At 56.6% G+C, this 22,200-nt stretch carries 15 protein-coding genes and 1 pseudogene; 9 read left to right on the top strand and 7 right to left on the bottom strand.

The window, feature by feature from the left end; translation table 11 throughout:
- Positions 1-19 precede the first annotated feature (19 nt).
- Positions 20-2,770: a DISARM anti-phage system protein DrmE domain-containing protein gene (locus P2T57_RS20050; protein WP_276302675.1), complete on the bottom strand. Its 2,751-nt coding sequence runs from the start codon at positions 2,768-2,770 to the stop codon at positions 20-22.
- A gap of 34 nt (positions 2,771-2,804) precedes the next feature.
- On the opposite strand from P2T57_RS20050, the pseudogene P2T57_RS20455 reads away from it, so the two are divergent.
- Positions 2,805-3,430: pseudogene (locus P2T57_RS20455) on the top strand (DUF8169 family protein).
- Between the two features lie 36 nt (positions 3,431-3,466).
- Here the strand turns inward: P2T57_RS20455 and P2T57_RS20060 are convergent.
- The 3 genes from P2T57_RS20060 to P2T57_RS20070 are packed head-to-tail and all read right to left on the bottom strand — an operon-like array spanning position 3,467 to position 7,096.
- Positions 3,467-4,156, bottom strand: coding sequence for a DUF6339 family protein (locus P2T57_RS20060; RefSeq protein ID WP_276302677.1), 690 nt, complete (start codon positions 4,154-4,156; stop codon positions 3,467-3,469).
- A gap of 1 nt (position 4,157) precedes the next feature.
- A complete protein-coding gene (locus tag P2T57_RS20065) occupies positions 4,158-5,195 on the bottom strand; it encodes a hypothetical protein (protein ID WP_276302678.1) in 1,038 nt (345 codons plus the stop codon).
- The gene (locus P2T57_RS20070; protein ID WP_276302679.1) at positions 5,192-7,096 is read right to left on the bottom strand and encodes a hypothetical protein; all 1,905 of its coding nucleotides are present in this window, start codon (positions 7,094-7,096) and stop codon (positions 5,192-5,194) included. Before P2T57_RS20070 ends, P2T57_RS20065 begins: the two co-directional genes overlap by 4 nt.
- A 193-nt stretch (positions 7,097-7,289) precedes the next feature.
- Here P2T57_RS20070 and P2T57_RS20075 point away from each other — a divergent pair, with 193 nt between their 5' ends.
- The 8 genes from P2T57_RS20075 (at position 7,290) to P2T57_RS20110 (ending at position 17,554) form a co-directional block, all read left to right on the top strand.
- Positions 7,290-8,405 (top strand): DNA cytosine methyltransferase, encoded by a 1,116-nt coding sequence (locus P2T57_RS20075; protein ID WP_276302680.1) that lies wholly within the window; start codon positions 7,290-7,292, stop codon positions 8,403-8,405.
- A 255-nt stretch (positions 8,406-8,660) separates the two neighbouring features.
- Positions 8,661-9,434, top strand: coding sequence for a hypothetical protein (locus P2T57_RS20080; RefSeq protein ID WP_276302681.1), 774 nt, complete (start codon positions 8,661-8,663; stop codon positions 9,432-9,434).
- A gap of 66 nt (positions 9,435-9,500) precedes the next feature.
- Complete coding sequence (locus P2T57_RS20085) at positions 9,501-11,027, top strand: DUF8048 family protein (protein ID WP_276302682.1); 1,527 nt, start codon at positions 9,501-9,503, stop codon at positions 11,025-11,027.
- Between the two features lie 138 nt (positions 11,028-11,165).
- Positions 11,166-13,055: a hypothetical protein gene (locus P2T57_RS20090; RefSeq protein ID WP_276302683.1), complete on the top strand. Its 1,890-nt coding sequence runs from the start codon at positions 11,166-11,168 to the stop codon at positions 13,053-13,055.
- Positions 13,055-14,125 carry a hypothetical protein gene (locus P2T57_RS20095; RefSeq protein ID WP_276302684.1) on the top strand — a complete coding sequence of 357 codons (1,071 nt, stop codon included), beginning with the start codon at positions 13,055-13,057 and terminating at the stop codon, positions 14,123-14,125. The genes P2T57_RS20090 and P2T57_RS20095 overlap by 1 nt, the downstream gene beginning before the upstream one ends.
- Positions 14,115-14,906, top strand: a complete 792-nt coding sequence (locus tag P2T57_RS20100; protein WP_276302685.1) for a DUF6339 family protein — start codon at positions 14,115-14,117, stop codon at positions 14,904-14,906. Before P2T57_RS20095 ends, P2T57_RS20100 begins: the two co-directional genes overlap by 11 nt.
- A gap of 582 nt (positions 14,907-15,488) precedes the next feature.
- The gene (locus P2T57_RS20105; RefSeq protein ID WP_276302686.1) at positions 15,489-16,385 is read left to right on the top strand and encodes an SOSS complex subunit B family protein; all 897 of its coding nucleotides are present in this window, start codon (positions 15,489-15,491) and stop codon (positions 16,383-16,385) included.
- Positions 16,386-16,600: 215 nt separating this feature from the next.
- The gene (locus tag P2T57_RS20110) at positions 16,601-17,554 is read left to right on the top strand and encodes a transcription initiation factor IIB (protein WP_276302687.1); all 954 of its coding nucleotides are present in this window, start codon (positions 16,601-16,603) and stop codon (positions 17,552-17,554) included.
- 244 nt (positions 17,555-17,798) lie between these two features.
- Here P2T57_RS20110 and P2T57_RS20115 read toward each other — a convergent pair whose 3' ends face one another.
- The 3 genes from P2T57_RS20115 to P2T57_RS20125 form a co-directional block, all read right to left on the bottom strand.
- On the bottom strand, positions 17,799-18,563 hold the full coding sequence (locus P2T57_RS20115) for a DUF4010 domain-containing protein (protein ID WP_276302688.1): 765 nt from the start codon (positions 18,561-18,563) through the stop codon (positions 17,799-17,801).
- Entirely contained in the window at positions 18,560-21,316 is a 2,757-nt protein-coding gene (locus P2T57_RS20120; RefSeq protein ID WP_276302689.1) for a PEP/pyruvate-binding domain-containing protein, read from the bottom strand. Before P2T57_RS20120 ends, P2T57_RS20115 begins: the two co-directional genes overlap by 4 nt.
- Positions 21,317-21,474: 158 nt before the next feature.
- Complete coding sequence (locus P2T57_RS20125) at positions 21,475-22,125, bottom strand: helix-turn-helix domain-containing protein (protein WP_276302690.1); 651 nt, start codon at positions 22,123-22,125, stop codon at positions 21,475-21,477.
- Positions 22,126-22,200: the final 75 nt, after the last annotated feature.

Raw genomic sequence — 22,200 nt, forward strand, 5'->3', positions numbered from 1 at the left:
AAGTTCGCCCCACGAACACTCAGTCGCGCCGACGGAGTCTCCCGATCTTGGACTCGGGGACCGTGACCGTATTCTTACTGACCGCGACGACCTGTTCGACGACGGTCGCGTCTTGGACATCCCCGACCCGCAACCCCGCCTCCTTTAAGATCCACTCATCGCTGTCTTCACTTCGAGACGAGAAGATGATCTGCTCAAGTTTCCTACCGACCTGCATGTGTAGCCGTCGGATCGATTCAAGCCCTCGGTGGATCTCAAGGTGATGGTTCTGAAGACTTTCGATCTCGTGGACCGCACCCAAAGCCTGAATTGTCTCTGGGTTTGAGGGGCCGATCGTCTCGCGCGTGAGGTAATTGTGGATAGTCTGTGGCTCTCGGAGGACTTCAGGAGCGTCGAACTCGTCCGCGTACATCTGGAGTTCTTCTGTGATGATCTCGGCCATCTCTCTCCTCCCCATCTCCACGTCGGGTTGGGTCGGATCCTGGTTCAACTGTTCTTGCATCTCACTCCAGTAGTCGACTATCTGGTCGAGGGCACTATTCCAGATATCGAGCATCACGAGATTTTCTCGAAATTGTCCACGACACTCGGTGTGGATCTTCTCAACGACGTGTTCGAACACGTCACGACGGCTGTCGTCTTCGATGAGGATGACTTGGTCGCCCGGAGAGAGACTCGCGGCCGACCGGCGCATACGGTTCACGGAGCCGTCCGTCGAGTCTAGAGTCCAGACTAAACCTCTGGGTTCCTCATAGAGGACGTTCCCAGCACTCAACTCAATCTCAAGTGCACGGACCTCCCCATCCTTGTCTCGGTCGGTGTTCGTCCGACCTCCGCCGATCGTCTCCCTGTCAAGGCCGTCATCGTACTCCAGTTCCCTGTTCCAGTTCCGCGCGTCGCCGTCCGCGTTCTGTTCAGGAGCCAATGATCCGAGGTCGATATTGAGGTCGTCGCCGGTGAGTGTCGGGCTAGACCCGACTCGCTCGTCCTCCGGGAGCGACCGCACGCCCGAGCGCGTGGTCGGCACGTCCAGGTTGAGCGACGTCTCCGTTGCTCCATCGCGTTCTTCTGAAAAGTACTCCCGCGGTTGTGGCGGCCGTGGATCATCCAAGTCGACATACTCCGTGAGGCTGTCCGTTTTTAACCCGAGCTGTCGTGCCGTGTGGTGTTGGACGCCCGATCCGACGCGCCACTCGGCGGTCTCTACGATGTCCGAGAGCCGGGATTCAAGCCGACCGGTGTCCCACGTGTAGGTGAGGAAGCGTTGTTCGGAAACTGCACCTGTCTGGACCACGGGGTAGTGACTCTTCGTCGGGACTCCTGGAAAGACGGCGACGTCTACCGGGGGGACCGTGTGTGGACTGTACAGACTGTGGAAAAAGATGTTCTCGGTCAGGTCGTCATCTCGACCGAACTCAGTCTTCTCGGCGACGAACGACCGAAGGAGTGACTCCTGTTTCCGTGTCGCCGTGAAGACGCAGACGGTGTCGCCCTCCTCCCGCACGTCGCGGATCTGCTCAACGATGGCGTCGGCTTTGGGATTGTGTTCCGTGAGTAGGTCGACCATCGCGTCGAAAGCGTCACACGCCTCTTCCAGGATTCCACCACTGCCGGGGGCGTCTCGGTCCAACTGCGACGCCTGGTCGCGCAACCGATTCACTTTCGACTGGAGGGTCGCCGCCGTCCCCCACGATTGGGTGTCGTCAAGCGACGAGAGTGAGTCGTGGAACTCAACGGATATCGGTAGCGTATCGAAATACATGTAGAGGAAGTAGCCGTTCGTGATCGCTTGACGACTCGCAGACGAGTAGCTGTCCGGCGTATCCTTCGGGAACGACGACGCGCTGGAGAGCCGCTCGTACGATCGTCTCGCTGCCGTCTCCAGATCATCGTAGGCGATGTCAACGATTGACCGGTTGATCCCATTCCGGATGTTCTCGAGACTCCGTACCGAGTCGGTGAACGGAGACTGGACGGTCCCACCGTCACTTGAGGCATTCCCTGTGTGGTGTGTCGTGTCTGTGACTGGCTCCAGCAACTGTTGCGGTGCCGACTCCAGCGCCGAGGTCGTCCATCCCCAAAAGAGGACGTCGTCCCCGTTTCGAGACTCAAGGGTCTCAAGATACGGGTGGTTCGGGGAGTCAAATACCATTATTCGCGGGATATCCAGCTCTTCGGCCAGTGTTCGATACGCCTCTTGTGTGGCTTCGTCATCCAACAGCCCTGTGGTGAAGTCCAAGACGAACCCGGAGAGATCGAGATCTGGCGACAGCGTCGTCGTGATCTTCTTTCCGAACGTCGTGTGGACGATCGCAACTGTCTCCGGTTTCTTGGGGTCCCAGTGCCGTGGTTTGTGGTTGGTGATGTACGACAAGGAGGACCCGTCCCCGGTTTTGACTATCGGTGCTGTCACGTCACCGAGTGGTGTCGGCGAGATCCCGTCTTTGAGTCCGTGCTTCTCTCCCATCCCGAGTTCGAAGTACTGGTCTCTGATTCCACTCCGATTGCTCACGAACAAGATGGGTGCTGTACTCCGAGATTGGAACCCGACGGCGAGGAGGATCGGTATCTGCACATGTGTCGGTGGAGAGGGATACACAAGTGCGACGTCCCGCCCTTCGGCGAACGCTTTCGCTGCGACGGCGATGTACGATCGGTCAAACCGCGAGAAGCCCGCACGCTCCTCTCCGAAGCAGAGCATCCCGTCTGCGTCGGTCTCCAACACTGGAGCGACGTTAGACGGAACGTTGAATACATCTCCTGGGGCCATAGCTCACTGAGGTAGAATAAACAGAGGGACAAAAATGTACGCTATTCTGTATCACGCTTCGTCCAAGTCCGGCGATTTTTTGATCGCCGAGTTTCTGGACGACCGTTTAAAGCCGGTAGTGCTAAAGTTGATTAATGAGTTCGCCGCGACGGATGATTTGGATGAACACGAACTCGCTGACCTGCATCAGAAGAACGACGTTCGGTACATCATTGACCGATACTCCGACCCTACTGATATGGATGACATTAAAATAGTTCGTTGATTGAACGAGTTGATCAATCGGCTGGAGAAGGCGAAAGACGAAATCTTCGAAACCGTTGGAGTTTTTATTGTCTTGGCGCTTAATGGGGTTAACGCTCAGCTAGTAGGCCAGCTACGTGGTGTCGTCAAGAACAAGGACGATATCAGAATTCTCTGTAATGTAGCCACGTGGAGTCAAAACGCCGGACCGGGTACATTCCTCACTGAAGACCTCTCGGGAAGCAACGAAGATATAGGAAATGTTGTAGAAGGTGGTGAAGCGGACAAGAGAGGCGATGGTCTCCCCGACCATGTTCGGATTTCTTAGGATCAGAGAATAAGTCCGTACCGAAGCGAATCAATGACTATCTAATGAGTCACTACGACACTAATTCAGCCTTACATATTTTCCCATAGACAATTTCCTGACTATTTAGGCTGGGTGAGAGGTTCTCACCGAGATTCGGCAACAATCTCTCTAATCATCTCTCGTGCCTCGTTCTCTGACAGTCCTTCAAGCTGCACGTTCGTCAGTGCGTGATTGAACCGCCGTGTCGTCTCGTCTATGACACGCGACGGTTCGTCTTCAAGTTCGTCACACATGGCTCGAACAGCGGGTTGGTAGCGCGCGAACCAGCGGTCAAACACCTTGTTTACCATCGTCTGGTTGGCAAAGACCGCGTCAGTCGTTGAATAATCGTCGCCATGCGAAGTGAGCTCTGCGATCCACCAGAGTCGGTGGATGGCGTTTGAGTACAAGTCGGAGCCTGCACCGAGGAACTTCTCCCTCATCGCCTCCTCGGAACGATACTCCCAACGGTGCCGAACGAGATCAGGATACCGGACGACCGCAAGCCAGTGCCAGAGGCCCGGATCGCCAGCGGTTCGTCTCGTGATGTCGAGACCACAGTAAATCTCTTCGGCGAGTGCGCCGTCTATATCTGTGTCGTACTCGGGATACTCCGTAAGCACTTGCTCTACCGCCGAGTCGATCCTATCAAGATCGGCCGTCGGATGACCCGGCATGGGCTCCACGTATTCGCTCAGTTGTTCGTCAGTGAGCGTCGCCTCGCCTTTCATGAACGATTCACCAACGAGGCGGCGTCCGTCTTCGGTCAGTCGGTGTAATTCTGTCTCGGTCACGTTAGATCTGGAGGCCTTCCTCCATGAGATGGATCAGTTGCTCTCGGGGGTTTATGTACTCCTGAAGTTCGCTATCAATTCGCTGAATCACGTGGGGTAAGGTCTGTGGGTCAGAGAGATCGTCCCTGAGACGGTGAGTTGCTTCCGACACGTCACTAGTATCGTAGAGGTTACGAGCAAACGTCTGGAGCACCATCTCCTGCCACTCGTGTTCAACGTCGCCCTCTACGTCTACGGCACTCCCAACTCGAACGAGTAATTGTACCCACACACCGTAGCTCACTTGGTCGAGTATCACGTCACGCATCCGAGCTTCGGCCCCAACAGATCCTCTACTCTGTAGTACCTCGGCAATACGGGGATGGTCGGAGTTAATCCACAATTTAGGACGACTCTCGTTCCGGAAGTCGAGGTAGTATAGCTTGTTCCCATCTGGGAGGTGAGCGTTTTGTGAGAAACGCACTCGTTCACCATCAATGGCGGCTCGCTCTTCGTCGTCAGGGCGGTCAACAACGACGTAGTACAGCGTCCCACTAGCGACGCGGAAATTCTTTTGATCAGCGTAGTCGTTCAGTTCTTTTTCCGAGCGAGATTCGGTGCGAACGAGATACGGACGCAGTTCGACAGTCCCTCGGACAGTACTCTTCGGAACTTCTAGCGTGACGTCGTGTTCACCGGGTGTCGTGGGAGCTTCGGAAATGACGACCCGGTCACGGTAGATCGTCTCGTGACAGCGAATGGTGACGTAGAGCTTGGCCGGAGGATGTGTCCGTTCGTCCTGTGGAAAGACTGCTTGGACTGTCTCCTCAGGCAGACGCAGTTTCCCGTGGAGAGTGATGGTGTTCCAATCCGGCTCATCACTACTGTCAGATGACGATACTGCCGACGCCAAGTCAATCTCTGTCTGTGCCGGGTTCAGTTCAAGTGCTGTTTGGTTTCCGTCGTCAACGGTGAACGAGTCCAGCTCAAAGTCTACTCCCTTATCCCGGTAGCTGAACGGAAGTGTCGTAGTACGGTGTCGCTGCGAGTGTCTGGTCACGCTTGATCCTCCTCAGGTATCTCTAGCTCTGCGAGTATCTCTAGTTGTGTCGCGCCGACGTCACCATGCACTAAGTCAGCGGCTTCATCCGAACGAGAATGACCAGAGAACGAGACTTCATCAACGTGTTCGTCGGCAACGAGGTGAGCACATCCATCGTCGTACGACACGGTTACGCCCGATTGTTCGATCTCGACGTAATCAATGGGAATGTCGTCGTAACGGGACCCGTCCTCACCGACACCGGTGAGTGTGATGTCGGCACTCCATCCCTCAAACTCCTCTGGGAGTACTTCAACTCGACCAGATATCGCCCATGCGTCGCCATCGAAGCGAGACGAACTGTCGATCTCGAAGACGTGGTCAGTGGGTGACGTCGTGGATCGAGGATTCCCACTCCCGTGGATCGGGAACCGATTCAGAACGTTGTCAGAGAGGGAGTCGCCATTGCTACCCTTAGAGATCAAGTGACGGAGGCCATCACGTAGCGTTCCGAACATATCGTCAAGTGCCATCCGGAATCCACGTTGGTACTGCTCACGGAGGTTCTCCGTGGATTCCCACTCGTCGTGTTCGGGGGGTTCGGCGAACCGCAGGAATCGGTCGATTTCTCGATCACTCTCGGACGGGGTCCCTTCCGGCCGTGCTTCGCCAGCGGCCAACACGCCGAAGAAGTTTCGGTCCCCGTATGCGACGCGGCTCTGGTCGTAGTACTTAACCACCATCCCCGCTCCCCGGAACAGCGCGATGTTGTTCAGGTATGTATCGTCGTCTGCGGGAGATGCGAGATGAGCCGACAATCGTACTGAGCCGTCGGGAGTTTCGGCTCCATCAGCACGAGGCGGGAGCTCGGCCGGGATATCAAGTCCGGCAACGTCTCCGGGGTCTACCAGAGTTTGAGCGTCCGTGGTTCTTTCCTCGTAAGCTTCAACAAACGGTCGGATTGCCGGGACGCTCTCTACGTCGGCCGTCAGAGTCTCGTCTGGCGTCTCGACCGTGATTTCGAGATCACCCCGATAGATCGCTGGCCAGAAGTATTTGACAGAGGCGTCAACGAACTCCTGTGCGAGGTCTTCGACGTCCGGTCGGTCGTCCCGCGTGGGGTCCTGGAACTCGACAACCATAGCGCTTGTTCCACTAACAGCGGGCCGTTCCACGTGCAGTTGTTCTGCCAGCCACGACGCGCGATCTCCCCAAAAGGACTCCGGGCGAGGGCCATCGTCCGTCTCGATAGGCTGACAGAGCCACCCCGCACCTTGGTACGTCGTATCGTCTTCTGGGAGTTGGTGTGTAGGGAACTTAGAGCGGGCGACGAGTCGAGGAGAATCGTCCCCACGCTCACTGTGTGCGAGGTGCGAGTTGAAAACGACCGTCGAAGCACCCGAGAATGTCCAGAGTACGGACTTACCGAGGCCGTACGAGCCGCCGGCGGTGTCGTCTTGCTTGCTGCTGTAGAGTTCGTCGCGGACTAGCGCGGCGTAGTTCGAGTCTTCGTCCCAGCTTCCGGTCAAGCCGGTCGTGTTTCTGTCTTCAACGACAAGGAGGCGGAGTTCGGCATCGGGGTCGTTAACTCGTTCGACGACCCGTTCGTAGCGATGGCCGTTATGTGTGTCTGCAACCGCTCGCATCCGTTCACCGAGTCCATCGTCCCAGCCGAGTCTGTTGAGGAAATCCTCTTTCTCGTCACCTGTGAGCGTGACGAAACGGAATGTCACTTCGACTGGATCGCCGTTCGGGAGACCTTGATCGTTCGCGTTTTGGAGGACCTCACGGACGAACGCCTCGGAGTCGTGGTCAACGGCGTGTTTAGTTGGATCGTCGCCGTACCGTGGCGCTCCTGGCCCACCACTGAAAAAGAACCACTTGGCCGCTTCGTTGATTTGAATCTGCTCCTGATTCATGTGATAAACCGTTTGTTTGTACGGAACTGTGACCACCTAGTTAGTGTTACTGTTATACGTCGATGAGTCCCGTGAGTCAGAACAAGGCAGAGGTTCTAATCGGGGGACATCGCCGTACTCTTCGCGCGGTATGAGGTAGTCGGGACAATATCATTGCCGAACGTTTATGTGACGATACGCGGGAAAGGGGTTTATGAAGGTAGCCGCAGTGGATCTGTTCTGCGGGGCCGGCGGACTCAGTTACGGCCTCCAGCAAGCCGGGATCTCGGTCGTCGCAGGGATTGATCAGGACCCAGACTGTAAGTACCCGTATGAACAGAATATAGACGGCAAATACGTACACGCGGACGTTCACGCATTGGCACAGGACCCTGAACCAATCGCACAGATGTATCCGTGGGATGCGGACCTAAAGGTCCTCGCAGCATGCGCGCCTTGTCAACCGTACTCCACAATGGGACACTCAAAGGGGAAGGGCCATGAGGATCATCAAAAATGGGGGCTGCTAAACCAGGTATCACGGATCATAAAGTACGTCAAACCGGACGTGGTTGTCACCGAAAACGTTCTTCAAGTAAAAAAAGAGGACGGCGTCTACGACGCATTCATTGAGAGCCTCAAATCCCAAGGTTACCACGTCAACAGCGACGAGAACAAGAACGTCTACTGTCCCGAATACGGGATACCACAAAAGCGGAAGCGGTGGGTAGTCATGGCGTCCAAGCGGGGGCCTCTCTCTTTGCCCGACCCCCCGATTCAGAATGAAGACGACTACCCGACGGTCAAAGACACGATTGATCACTTGCCATCAATCGAAGCAGGGGAAGTTAGTGACGAGAACGACGTGCATCGAGCACGTTCTCTCTCGGAAAAGAACCTGGAACGTATCGATAACATGAAACCCGGTGGAGATTGGACTCTCTGGGAAGAGAAAGACCTCAACCACCTCCTTGCAGACTGCCACCGGAAGGCGAGCGGACGGTCGTACAAGGCCCCCTACAGCCGGATGAGGCCCGGCGAACCCTCCCCGACGATCACGACGCAGTTTTACAATTACGGGAGTGGTCGCTTTGGACACTACGATACAGACCAAAATCGGGCACTCTCAATCCTTGAGGGAGCACTGCTTCAGACGTTCCCGGAAGACTACGACTTCTACGACGAGTGGGAAGACGTCGGCGTGTCAAATCTGGGCCGCATGATCGGTAATGCAGTACCTCCGAAGCTAGGCGAGTACATGGGGAAAGCAATCCTCTCGCATGTCGGTGCGGCAACGCCGTCTGTTGAGTCCACCGTCGCCGACGACTGAGAGAGAACTCATGTTGTCTGAGGCGGAGCGCCGGTTTCAGACAGACCTACTAGAATGGGAGATTACTACTACGAGGCTCAATATAGCTACGTGAGTCGAACTATACTTAAGTACCGTTCTTAGATAGAGGCTTTAAATCAGAGAACCGTCTAAGCGCATAACAGTGACATTCCACGGGGACTCTACACGGGTAAACTCTACGGGGAGTTTTCTTAGTACCCTTCAGAGCGCAGAATATGTATCAGGTGATCCCTCATGACTTCGGACGGGGACACGACACGTGAGGAGCCGCTTATCCTCCATTGTTTCGCAGATTACGGGACGGAATCAGAGGTACTCAGCGACTTCGGGAACGTGATTCGTGTCGGAATTGGCCCCAAGGACACGAACGAAAGTACGCCGATTAAGGCAGACGCCCACATCAAGGACAAAGAGTGGGACCTCCCGATTAAGGACGGCGTCACGTTCGATCTCGGACTGTTCCACCCGGTCTGCTCACGGTGGGCCGCGACGACAAGTATCTCGGGAAACCCCGACGAGCACGAAAATATGATCCCGAGTGCACGGAAACTCGCAGAAAAGTACTGCGATCACCATATCATCGAAAACGTCCCGCGCGCACCGCTCAATGATCCCGTTGTGTTGAACGGACGGAGGTTCGGTATGCCAATTGAGTATGAGCGGGCGTTCGAGACTTCATTCAAGGTTCCACAGCCACCCCGTGAGAAGCGACTCTTGACGACAGATGGACCGTCCGAGAACGCCGAGACTTCGTCGTTCTTCTTCTCCGAACGGTCCAGAGAGTGGTGGGCGGCGGTCAAAAACTACTCACCGAGGCCGTATCCGAAGAGTCACATAGCCAAGAACGCGATTCCCGCGCCATTCATCTACTATCTGGTTCGGATGTGGTTGATGGTGTACGAGGACGAACAAGGAATCTCGGAGGGTCGAGTGGACTACTCTGACTACGACGAGCGGATGGACATCAAGCGCAAAAGCGAGGACAATCGCCAGTTAGACGAGTTCTGATGTACCACAAATGAGACACCCGATACGGACAAGTGAGTCCCAGGTTTCGGTAAGAGGCACAGTCTGATGGGCGAGAACGAGTGTTACGTGTATCTGGATCAAGAGTCGAATTCGTCGTATGTCGGGGACCCGTTCGTCGGTGTGCCCGTCTCCCGCGACATCGTTGAAGCCGTCGCCACTCAGTATCACGTAGAGGCCGATTCGCTCGCCAGAGCTCTGCGAGATGTGCGAAGTACGTCTATAATTAACGTCGAAACCCTCTTTATGGGATTTGACCCCCTTCCCGTCGGTCGAAGTGACGAGGGACTCTTGTATGTGTTAGCCGAGGCAGACGGGTGTTGGGACACTGTAGCTGATCGAATCGGACTCACAGAAGACGGCCGTGACGCCGTAGCGACCGCTCACGACCGGCAGGTCAGAAAGATGTGGGGTGACAAAGAAGTAAGAGGCGGTAGTGGGTTCGTCGTCTCGTGTTCGGAGTTCCCCGCAGACGCTATCGACGACATTGTAGCGGTGGTCGAAAAGACCAGACTGACGAATCAACAGGCGACGATGTGGATCCTCTCACAGTACGTCCCAGGTAGTGACGCAATCGCCCGGATACTCTCAATCCCCGAATCAGTCGTGCAGTCGGAGCTCGCCACAGTTGACCGGACTACGCGGCAGAGCGCAGCAGAGACACGAACTCTTGACGTCCCTGGACCACTCACTCGCCTTGATCCAGAACCTCAGTCCCCGACGTGGATGGGACTCAATTGGTCAAGGTGGTTTGACCTTCGAAATGGGAAAACGCTCCGTGAAGAACTGCCACGCCGTCCAGGTCTCTACAGAGTTCGACACACAGAGCTCCCGGGTCTGATGTACGTAGGGGAATCAGGGTCGGAGGGAGGCGTTCGACAGCGAGTAGGACTTGGCCTGTCCGCGGGGTTGAACGAATCGGATCGACAGACTGGAGAACGACATGGTGCGGCGCGTCCACTTCAACAAATTACCGAGATAGCTGAGGGGAAGGTGGAGGTCTCTGTCACGACACCCCCGATATCGTCGAATCGGAGACACCGCCGCGCAATTGAGACGACTCTGGTGGCGATTTGTCGGCGGGAAATCGGCTGGACTCCTATGGTCCAACTGAGCCGAGAGCCTGCTGAGCATATGAGCGGCCCCCACAGTGAGTTGCATCAAAAACTACGGGACATCGCAGAACGGTCCTCTTATACTGTACCGTCGTGGCAACCCTGGCGTGACGTGACCACTCCAAACTGGCTGGGACTTAACTGGACCGAGAACCGTCCGCTCTTTGAGCGAGACATGATCGACAGTACCGGAGTACATGCGTTTCGACTGTGGCGGGAAGATCAAACTGGAGACCGGTGGAGTCAAACAGTCCAAGAAATGGGTACAACTGGATCGATATCAAGTCGCCTGTTTAAACTGCAGAACGAGTATGGAGACGACGTGCGTTTCTCCGTCGTCGCCCTTGACGGGCTGAGTACTGACACACAACGTCGGTCGCGTGAACTCCGTGAAGTCCGTTACGACCTCATCGGCGCACACTACTTGGCTACTGGTACCCCTCCAGAGGCACAGTTCTGACCTTGATCAAGGGACTACGACAGCGACGTACCGCACATATTTATGTCGGCGGGGGGGCGTTGTGCCAATTATGAATCGTAGCGCACACTTCTACAACACGTCTGCGGCCACACCGGCTAGTGCCTGTGGGGGGTCGTGATGGGCGGTCAGTGGGGATTCACCACGTCTCGACCGACGGATGCCCGATACGGTGACGACGTTGCAAAGTACGCGATGTCGCACGGTGAACCCGGGTTGAAGACGTTCGTTCGGGAGGTACTGCAGAACTCGAACGACGCACGGTTGGACAACGACCAACCGGCACGGGTCACGTTCAAACTGGAATCCTTACAGGGCGACGAGGCAATAGAGTACCTCAGAGCACTCGATATCGAGACCTGGGCCGAGCACGCTAATTTAGCGTCAGACACAGAGAGCGGCAAGCACATCGCTGAGGCGATCAAACGCATAAAAGACGACGAGAAAATCCGTATTCTGACTATCGAGGACGAGAACACGGAAGGTCTCCTCGGTGAGGAGAACGCCGACGAATCAAACTTCACTGCGCTGGTCCGAGACGTTCTATTCAGCAGCAAGTCGGGAGATACCGCCGGTGGGAGTTATGGTCTTGGGAAGGCCGTTCTCTGGCTGTACTCGGGCCTATCACTCGTCATGTTCAACTCAACGCTGAGCGAGCCCAATCCAAAAGATCAATCCCCTCGATTGATCGGTCGAACGCGCTTGCCGACGCACAAGTCGGAGGACGGCGATACGGTGTACCAAGGGCACGGTTGGTACGGTGGTCTGAACGGCGACGAAGAGGGCGCGAGACCGGAGTCCATCTGGGGAGGAGAAGCCGAATCGATAGCGGACGACCTCCAATTAAGCCGTCCGGACGGTCCGGGAACGAGCATCCAAGTTGTGGACTTCCGCGTACCTACAGCGGAAGAGCGACTGGACGACGAAGAGTTAGCAGACCAAATTACGGAGATGGCAATTGAGTGGTTCTGGCCCGCGATCTATCGAGGTGACCTGGAGGTAGCAGTTGAAGTGGATGGTGAGACGAAGCAAGCAAGTATCGACGAGTATCCGCAGTACGAACCCTTCACGAACTGTTTAGACGACCGTGATGACTCGGTCAGCGAGTTGAACGAACCCGGAGATGTCGCGCAAGCGTCCATATCACTCGACGTACCCGAGAAGAGCGACGGCAGTGGCGGTGCAGACGGCCAACTCGGTTTGCTGGTTCGGCGTGCAAATAAGGGCGAGTACCAGCATCGGAACGAGGTGGCATTCGTCCGCGGTGCAGGGATGGTCGTCGAGTACTACGACCGAGACCGAGTCGTCGTCGGGAACCAGGACTTCCACGCCGTCCTCGTCGGTGGGCGCGCGCGACCTTGGGGAACCGATGAAAGTCCACAAGACGCGGATACTATCGTAGAGGAATTCTTGACCGCTGCGGAGCCACCCCAACACGACGAGTGGGTGCGAACGGAGACATTAGCGAACACCTACTCACGAGGGTTCCGGACTGCAGTAGAGGGTATCAAGTCTGACGTGACCGAGACGTTACGGGGACTCGTCGCGCCCGACGTTGACCGAGGCACGACCGGGGCTCAGCGTCTAGGAAACCGGTTCAAGATTGGAAACAAATCCCGAAGTGGTCGCTCTGATCGTGAATCACCCAGTAGTCAGCGTGTTACCGGAGATACGAACATCTCGTTCGACGATGTGTACACACATTGGTCGTTCAACGGCGAGGTGGAGCCTTTGAGCGACCGTAACGAGATACGGGCAGTCACTGTCTCACTAATTCGGATGGCAGAGGAGAGAGCAACGTCGGATCGCCTTCCCGTGAAGAATATCTCGTCAGATACGACTGGGGTCTCGATATCGCTCCCGGTACAAAACGGAGTCCAAGTAGGACGGCTAGAGCCAGCTCCTGGTACGTCAAATATCTCCTTTGAGGGTGTCTCAATAGAGGATCACAGACAAGTCGAGACCAGATTGAAGGTGTCAGTTGACGTGGCAGAACGGAGGGACGAGTGATGGCGACTGTCAACGAGGAAGTCGAAGGAGCAGAGGCAGACGAAGAAGGAGAAGACGACGTCCAGACAGGTAGCTTAGTAAGCCAGTCCCTCCCGCATGAGTACCAAGAAGAAACGCTTGAATTCAACGTTGAATCATTCCGTCTAGACGGAGCTCCGCTTGGTGATCAAGGAGACCTTGACCAGGACGACCAGTTTCTGTCGTTAGTGGATGAGGATGACTGGGAGATTCTGGAGTTAGAAGGTACGGTTACCATCAATCAGGATACTATTGAGGAGGTCTTCCCGTTCAACGAGTGGGAAGAGACGCCAGGTCGTCTCGCACTGGTGAAAGAGAATCCCCTCGCAATGAGTCGAGACCGGCAGATACTCGCCGAGTCTCCCTTAGATGGAGGGACCTATGAATTCACCCTGTGCATCAATCGAGACGACCACCGTGGACGGGTGAAAATCAAGCCGTTCCTCACCAGAACCGAGGAAGGCGGATCTGGAGGATCGAAACACGCGTCCAAGGTTGGCGCACGAGTCGCTGACGGACTCTCGTGGGTTATTCAACTTGACGAGAGTAAGGACGGTGGAAGTCTTCTCATGCCGATTATCGAAGACTTCAGCGACTACGACCGCTTCCCCGATGAGAGCCACATCCACTATCTCAGCTTGAAGGCACCTCGGAACCCACAACTGTACTTGAACAGGGAACACCCACAGGTGGTCGAAGTTCTGAAGAACTCAGGAGCCACGGGTGGGCCACCACGACTGCGTGACGTACTCTACGACTACATTGAGCACTCCGTCTGGACGCAGCTCCTGATGCAGACAGCACGCGACACGAGCCCCGATACCGGCGAACCAGAGTACAGCTGGCAGGAAGACGTATTAGACATCTTCTTGGACGATTTGTATCCGGACCTCGGAGACGACGAGGCGGCGATCCAATTTGCCGAGGACGTTCGGAGTCACGTCGATATTCCAGACCTCGTCCAGCGGATCGAACGTACGGTACATCAGCAGTACGACATCCCATCCGACACGACGAATCTTATTGAGGAGGCGATCCAGAGTGACGACTGAGCTTTACCACCTGCAGAGTGCAGCCCACCCGATGATCGACAATCGATTCCTCGCGGACGAGCGCGAACTCACGGAGGAAGACCTTCGCCCGTACTTACAGCCGCTAGGTCGTTCCATAGACCTAAGTCCGGTAGACGAGCGGATCGAGGAAATCCGTGCGGACGACGACATCGACGCTCAGGACTCGCTTATCGACGCCGAGCTAGCGCCGACCCTCCATCGTACTCTCGATCTAACACGCAACGAGGCGGCAGACGCCGGGCTGTGGCACTACCTCTGTGTCGTTCGATTCCCGGAGTTCGTTCACTACCGGTGGGATCACGTCTTCGATCCGGAGAGTCCGGGTAATATGGAGGAGAAGTTCCTGAAGGCTGGAACCGACGCCTACTCCAACGCACTTCACCGAATCTGGTGGGGTGCTGAACTCACCTACGAGGAAGGTGAATCGGGAGACCCCGAAGATCGGGACTACAGTAGAACGAAGCAAGTCCTCGGTTTTCAGGAGCTCGCCAACGACATCTTGGACCACGACTTTGCACGATACGTCCCCGTCACGCATGCCTGCGGTGATCTCCTCTGTCACGACGCACTGAACAATCTCAAGGAAGAAGGTGCGTACGACGACCCACCGTCTAACAGTAACATCGTGAGCCGGACGACGACACTACTCCGGGAGGAACTGACGGTTCGACGTGTAGAGATGATGGAGGAAGACGATATTGTGGAGACGATAGAGAACCTGCGTGACGACGTGATGCGTTTAGAGGCAGGCTGGTCGTAGATCGGGGACTCATTTCGACCGGAGCCGTGACGTGCGAACTTGACTCGCGTTTACTGCCGATGGCGTAGAAGAGAGGTTCAAATTCTGTTTCAACCGACCATTGGATACTGATTTCATAGAGCACCCTCACCTTTCCCGGTCCACCAGAATACCGGCCGGGTTACTGAGAACCAAACCGGGTTAACAGATGATTCGTTACGGCCCGCCCCGCTCGCCGCTTTCCGGCCGCCGCGTCGCTCGCGACCGACCATTCCGGGCATGCGGGCGCTCTCCGCACCGCGAGCGCCCGGTCCGGGCTACAGTAAATCTGGTCTCGACGCCAGCGGGTATCCGCCGGGGGTTGCGCGCCGTGGGTGCTCACCCCGCGACGCATACTCCGCTGGACGCTCGCGGCGGCCGGGTCGGCGCGCGGTGCTGGATGACTCACCGTCATGGGTGCGCTCTCGCTCGCGCCCCAAGGGGGCGCGCGAAGGCGCGAGCGAGAGCGCAGATGGGTCTGTTGGTTATGGTTGTCGAGGAAATCCGCGATGTTGGAGCATCGCGGTGTCGGGCGCGTGAGCGCCTTCAGGTGCAAGTACACCAATGTCTAGTAACAACGCAAGCGGCAAGGTCGTTTCGGTCGATGAGCAGGCACTCGAACAGGCGGACGAAGCGGAAGTCGATGCAGATGGCTTCGAGGTCGTCGAGGAGACGCCCGAATTCAGAGCGACGGTCGAGCAGGAGACCCAAGCGAAGGTGGATGCAAATCACCCAGACGGAATCAAGGAGACGAACAAAGAACGAATTCAGGGTGCGACCCTCGAACAGGAGGAACGCATTCGGGCGCGGGAAGCTGAACTGGAGCGCATCAGCGTCCGGGCTGAAGTCAGTAAGCAGGATGGCCGGGCAGAGCGGGCGCGAGACATTGCGGCAGAGCGAAGCAAGGAGCGGCGTCGAGAGTTCCAGAAGCGGGCGGCGAGCGTAGACCCAATGGCAGACCCGGAGCGTCCAGACCCACGCGAGGAGCTATCGCAGGACGAGCTAGCGAGCGTGAACGAGCAGGCGAAGCGATTGAGCGAGAAGTTGGATGGGTGGACGAGAGCGGCGATCAGTCGGCGATTGGCCGAGCGCGTGGTCGAAGGAGCAAACATGATGAGTGCAGTCGTCGGCGTTCACGAAGAGTTGCAGACGGCCTCAGGACACGTGATCCCAATTGGCAAGCTCAAAGACGTGAATCGCAAGGAGGTAAGCATCGAGGGTCGTGTCGAGACATTGTGGGAGCCCTCGCATCCGAGTATCGCGCAAGTCGGACTCATCGAAGACGAAAGCGGGCGAACCAGAGTGACCGTCTGGAAAAACTCGAATGCGCCGTGGATGAAGGAAGGCGAGCAGGTGACCATTCGGGGAGCGGCCCGGAACTGGTACGAAGGGCGCGTCTCCCTCGCCGTGACCGGGTGGAGCACAATGTTCTTCCCTGAGCGCGGTCGCTGGTGGGAGTAGCCCGAGCACGCCCCCTTTTTTGCTGGTGTGGTGCAGTCACCGCCACCTCCCACCACCTCCACGGTCCGGGCCGCTCACGACCCACGGGCCGTTCGCGGCCGGGCTTTCGCCACAGCAGTCAACTCAGCCGTTGCCCCGCCGCGACGTGTTTATTTTGCCCTCAATTGGTGAGGGCCTCTTCGAGAGACCAATTCACGGAGAGCCTCGTGAGTATCATGGCAACGAGCAAGATCTACGAGACGACGTTTGACGAGGACGTACAGAACAATACAACGAACCAATGTCCCGAGTGCGACGGACGGGTTGCCACGAACGTCGCAGAGACCGTCTGTGAAAAGTGTGGACTCGTTCTCGAAGCTGAACGTATCGACCACGGGCCGGAGTGGCGGTCGTTCAGTAACGACGAGCAGAACCGAGAGCGCACAGGTGCGCCATTAACGGTCACTCGTCACGACCGCGGCCTCTCGACGGAAATCGGACGTGGGACCGACGCGAACGGAAATCAGCTCTCCGGGCGAAAGCGCCGACAACTCGGTCGACTCCGCCGGGAACAGTCCCGCGGACGATTCCAGTCGAAAGCCGAGCGCAACCTCGCACACGGCCTTGGGGAGGTCCGCCGAATCAGTAGCGCGCTCGACCTCGCCGAGACGATTCGTGACCAAGCATGTCGGCTCTTCCGGAGCGCCCAGACCGAAGACCTTCTTCGGGGCAGCTCAATCGAGGCAATGGCGGCGGCAAGCGTCCACGGAGCGTGCCGATGTAACGGCCTCTCGCGAACACTCGACGACGTTACTGAGCCAGCGCATGTCAAGCAGGCCCGAGTGAGGACTGCGTATCAGACGCTGAATACAGAGCTCGGCCTTCCAGCCAAACCGGTGAGGCCGAGTGGATTCATTCCACAGTTAGCCTCCGAGCTCAACATCCCCAACCGAATCCGGCATCGTGCCCGGCAGTTAGCAGAACAGGCAGAATCAGCAGGTGCCGTTTCAGGCGTTGATCCGACAGGATTCGCCGCCGCATGCTTGTACAAAGCAGGCTGTGACGCAGGCCGCTTGATGGTCCAATCAGAAGTCGCACGGACCGCGAGTGTCTCGACAGTGACCATCCGCACCCACCGAGATACATTGAACGAGCTGCCGTGTGAACGCACGTGTTCCCCTCATTCGTAGTTCTGGCTCTGTTGGAACCCTTCAGGTCTGACAATAGGTGACGTGAGCAGTTCGTGGTGCGTAGATACCGCTGTGAGTTTTACTAGATACGGTAGACGTTCTCGGAGCCGTGCAAGATACAAGGCGCGAATGTGGCATGCAACCTGGCTCAATTTCAATCAGATATTCTAGTTGAATGGGGATTCTAGTGCAAGATGCAGGGTGTATTTCGGTACCAACCGTATCATTTCAGGTGTACGCTCCGCTATAACACGACGAGCACAATTCCGACGCTTGCGCTACCGAGTAGTACCACAACAATCACTTGAGCAATCTGTTTCGCACCAGCTATCGACGTAATTGCAACGTATACAAATAGCTGAACCACCGTCGCTACGACGATTCCAATTCGGGTAGTGCTTGCTGAAAGAGACAGGTCAACGGAATTGACGATTGCTAGAACGACAGCGATAACGCCGCCAATCGCTAACGCTGATCGAATCCGAAACGGAGTCTTCAATTCGTTCGTTGGTGGTTCACGATTTCGAGTACGAAACCAGAGACTTCCTGTTACGAGGAATCCTACCCCGGCCATCGCTACAAATGGAATCACGAGTGACTTGGCAAGTGCAGGGCTGACGATGGCCACGACGATGAAGTTACGTAAGAACAGCATCGTCGATGCGATTGCGGCTGCGACTGTGTAGGCAAGATCGAACTCCGGATGACGCCGGTACTGTTCGGTGAGTGATGTGATTGTCATTCCGGGAGACACGGCACCTCCCAGTACACCGGTGACCCCGATTGCAGTCCCCGGATCGAGTACCTTGGATAGGAGGTACCCAAGAAAACTCAGTCCCGCGACGAACACCACGACCAACCAGACCTGTCGCGGGTTCACTCCGAGCAGCATATCGAGGCGCTCGTCGGGTAAAACCAGCAAGACGAGGAGAAGAGCAAGAAATTCAGCTGTCGCTCTGAGATCTTCCGAATCGATTCGGTCTCTCATCTCGTTCCAGCGAGTGCTCATCGCTTACTCTCAGAGTCTAGATCTCCCGTCGGTCGGTCTGTTCGGTCAAATAACTCGACGGTTCCGCGCTCGCCGTCGATTCGAATTCGCTCACCCGATTGGATTTCGTCGGTCGCGTTCGCCACAGACACCACGGCCGGAATACCGTACTCACGTGCGACCAGTGCGCCGTGTGTCATCCGGCCACCAACCTCCATTACTAACCCAGTTGCATCCTGGAACAACGGTGTCCATCCAATGTCCGTAGATGGGGCGACGAGAATCTCACCCTTTGAAATCGACTGCTCGGACGGATCGTACATCACCTTGGCAACTCCTTCAACCACACCGGACGAGACCGGCGTTCCAGTGAGCACGTGCTCTGAGGGTGAACCATTACTCTTGCCTGTTGGTGTCTCGCCCTCGCTCGTGAGGATAGGTGGTGCACTCAGTGACGCATATCGCTGGTGAGTATCACGTCGTTCGGAGATGTCCACATCAAGAGATGACTCACCATCAAGTGCATTCAACAACTCCCGTTTCCGGAGGAACCAGACGTCCTCTGGGTGTTCCAATACACCAGCCCGAGCGAGTTCGGTTCCTGTATCGGAGACGACGTCGTGTATGGCCGCGAGAAACCGCGCAGCTCCGTGTTTATGGTGCTCCCGGAGCTGAATTCCGCCTCGGTACACTTGGATCAACTGCCCCACAATCGGCCGTTTCACGGGGCCGAAGAGTCCTCGACTAGCGCGATTCTCAAGTGTCTCGGCGGCTTCACCTGCGTCCTGTTTCAGTTGAGCCAAGTGTTTGCGGTGTTCTCCCTGATCACTACTCCGAAGATTACTTTGAATCGTCTGAAAGAGTATTAACGGGTCGTCTCGCCAGCGTGGTCGGCTCAGGTCTATTTCGTTACTCGCCCGGAAGCCAAAGTCGTCAAGGAACGTCTCGAATGCCGCCACAAATTCGGTTCCACCATCGACATCTCCGATCTCTGAGAGCGAAGATTCGTCTCGAATCGCCGCTTCGACGTCCGGATGTTCCCTAGCAATATCTGCGAGGTCGCCGAGCCGCTGATTGATTTCAGTGGCGATTTCCTCGTCGAATCCCCGGCTGAGTGCTGTGAGTTCGTCGTCTGCGTCTGGGTACAGCCGTTCCAGTACATTGCCCGCCACGACGCCAGCCAAAAGATACGGCATCGACTTGCTTCCTACCGAAGCGACCAGCGTACCGAGCTCGGTTTCCTCGAACCCCACTCGAATCTGCTCGCTCCGAGACTCGGGTTGCGTGACACGGGCTGCCATCGTTTTTCCCGCCTGTTCGACACGAGCACGGACGTGTTCGGCGTCGGGTGGCCCCAGAAGGAACGGCTTGAGGAGACGGGCCAACAGGTCCGGTGCGTTTGAGACAGCGAGCGGGAGGAGGCGTCTGCTCATGCGACCGAGCGTTCGGAGCCGGTTCGTGAGCGTGTCTTGGGAAACTGTATCGTCGCGTCGGTCGAGGATATCTTCGAGTGCACGCGTCGCGGGTTCGCTCATCGAGTCGAGGACGCGGAGAGCGATCTTTCGTGTTACTTCCCCTCGTAGAAGGGGGGTGAGGTCCACATACACTCGGTGTCCGGCTTCGACTGCGAACGACTGCTCAGGTTCGGCGGACTGGAACCGAGCAACAGATCTGTTTACCGTTTCCCGCATCCAATCGACGACCAGTGGCGGGAGTGCCTCGGCCATCGCTTGCTGGTGCCCGATGCTGAAATAGATGTGCAGCTGGTCATCGGTTGGCGCTGGTGATGGGAGCGGATACAAAGAGGTGATCGGACGTGACTGGAGCAGCATAAACTCGCCATCGACGAGTGCCCATTCGATGTCCTGTGGGCTGCCGAGTAAGTCTTCGACATCCTCCCCGAACTCTACGAGTTCCCGTAGTTGGGCATCGGTCAACGACCGGCTCTCGCGGCGTACCGTAGATACCTCTTCCAGCGATGGCTCATCTTGGCCGTCCTTCCCAGAGCGGAGTGCGAGCTGCTTTTCGCCGACTTCGTATTCGAGGACTTCTCCAGTTCGGCGGTCAACACGTGCGTTGTCTGGGGATACGTCTCCGGCGACCACCGTATCGCCAAGACCATAGTTAGCATCTATTGATGCAATGTGGCGATTACTGGACACAGGGTCAGCGGTGAAGAGCACCCCGGCAACTTCTGGTTCGACCATCGCCTGTACGACTACCGCCATCGCTACCTCCAAGTGCGAGATGTCGTTTCGGAGCCGGTACGACACTGCCCGTTCGGTGAAGAGGCTCGCTAAGCACTCCTGAACGTATTCGAGGACGTTCTCTTGGTCGATTCCAAGAAATGTCTCGTGCATTCCGGCGAATGATGCCGTCGGCAAATCTTCGGCCGTCGCACTCGACCGAACGGCGTACGAATCGGCACCGAGCGTGTCGAGTACGTTCGAGATAGCCCGTTGGACGTGTTCCGATATTTCCGTCTCCCGGATCTTCGTTCTGAGTTCCTCACTCTTCGTAGCGATTTCGTCCGCACTCTCCGGGTCGAGTCCTTCTAACGATTCGATCTCTGCCCGGATGTCGGGCTCGTCGGCGAGAACTTGATAGGCGGCAGTCGTCACACATGCTCCAGCGGGGACTGGCATGCCCGCTTCGACTAAGCGAGCGAGATTTGCACCCTTCCCGCCAGTAAGATCGAGGTTTGTCGCCTCTTCTTCCTCCAGCGAGATGACGAACCGCCGGTCGCGCACCACTGATGGTTCGGTCTCCGGCATCTAATTATCCCTCCTAATTACACGGTATTGATCTGTAACAGGGCGGAGTTCCATAGTTCCCTATTGCCCAGGTGAAGAGTTAGAGTGATGCCTAGTACTAATGGCCGTTTATATATTAAATCAGAGGACGGCGTTGTTTGAGGGTCTCGGGGCCGTGCTCAGAGTTCGAGAGCACCGAAGATTCTCGCTTCGATTTTCTGGAGGTGTTCGCTCACTGTCGGCACTGCGAGTTCGAGTTGTTCGGCGACGTCTCGGTGCGTCGCGCGTCGAGGAACGTCGTAGTACCCGCTGGCGAGTGCGACCTCCAGTATTTCGCGCTGACGGTCGGTCAGCAAGTCTGTCATTGATTTTGGATCCTCGATGTATGGGCCGATTCGTTCGACCGACATCTCGATCTCTGCTGGAATTTCGTCCAGTACTCCCGTGATTTCGCTGTTGGTTTCGCCGACTATGGTGAGCTTGACCTGCCCCTCTTCTGTCGCCTCGATGGGGAAGTCGAAGAACACGCCATGCTCTCGACGGAGTTCGAGTATTCGCCTGATGGATGGCGGCGGTCGGGCGTGTACAAACACGAGTCCGACATTCGCGTCCTGTTCGGAGATACTGAACCCGAGGACATCCTGTTCAGCCGAGAGGATTTCGCGTGCGTGCGTTAGATTGCCCCGAATCCGGCCGAGGAGAACAAACGTCCCATCTTCGAGGAGGGTGAGATTGAAGATTCGCTCCCGTTGCACTCTCGGTTCATTGGTAAACAGATGATCCACAGGATGATTCGTCGGGGGCGAAACGAGGACTGTCACCGATCTCATCGGAGTACCACCTGGCTCAGCGGTTTACTGAATGGGCAGCCTCTCACTCTCATACTCTGCATTTATATTACCATT

The organism is Halorussus lipolyticus (genome assembly GCF_029338375.1).
GTDB classification, from domain to species: domain Archaea; phylum Halobacteriota; class Halobacteria; order Halobacteriales; family Haladaptataceae; genus Halorussus; species Halorussus lipolyticus.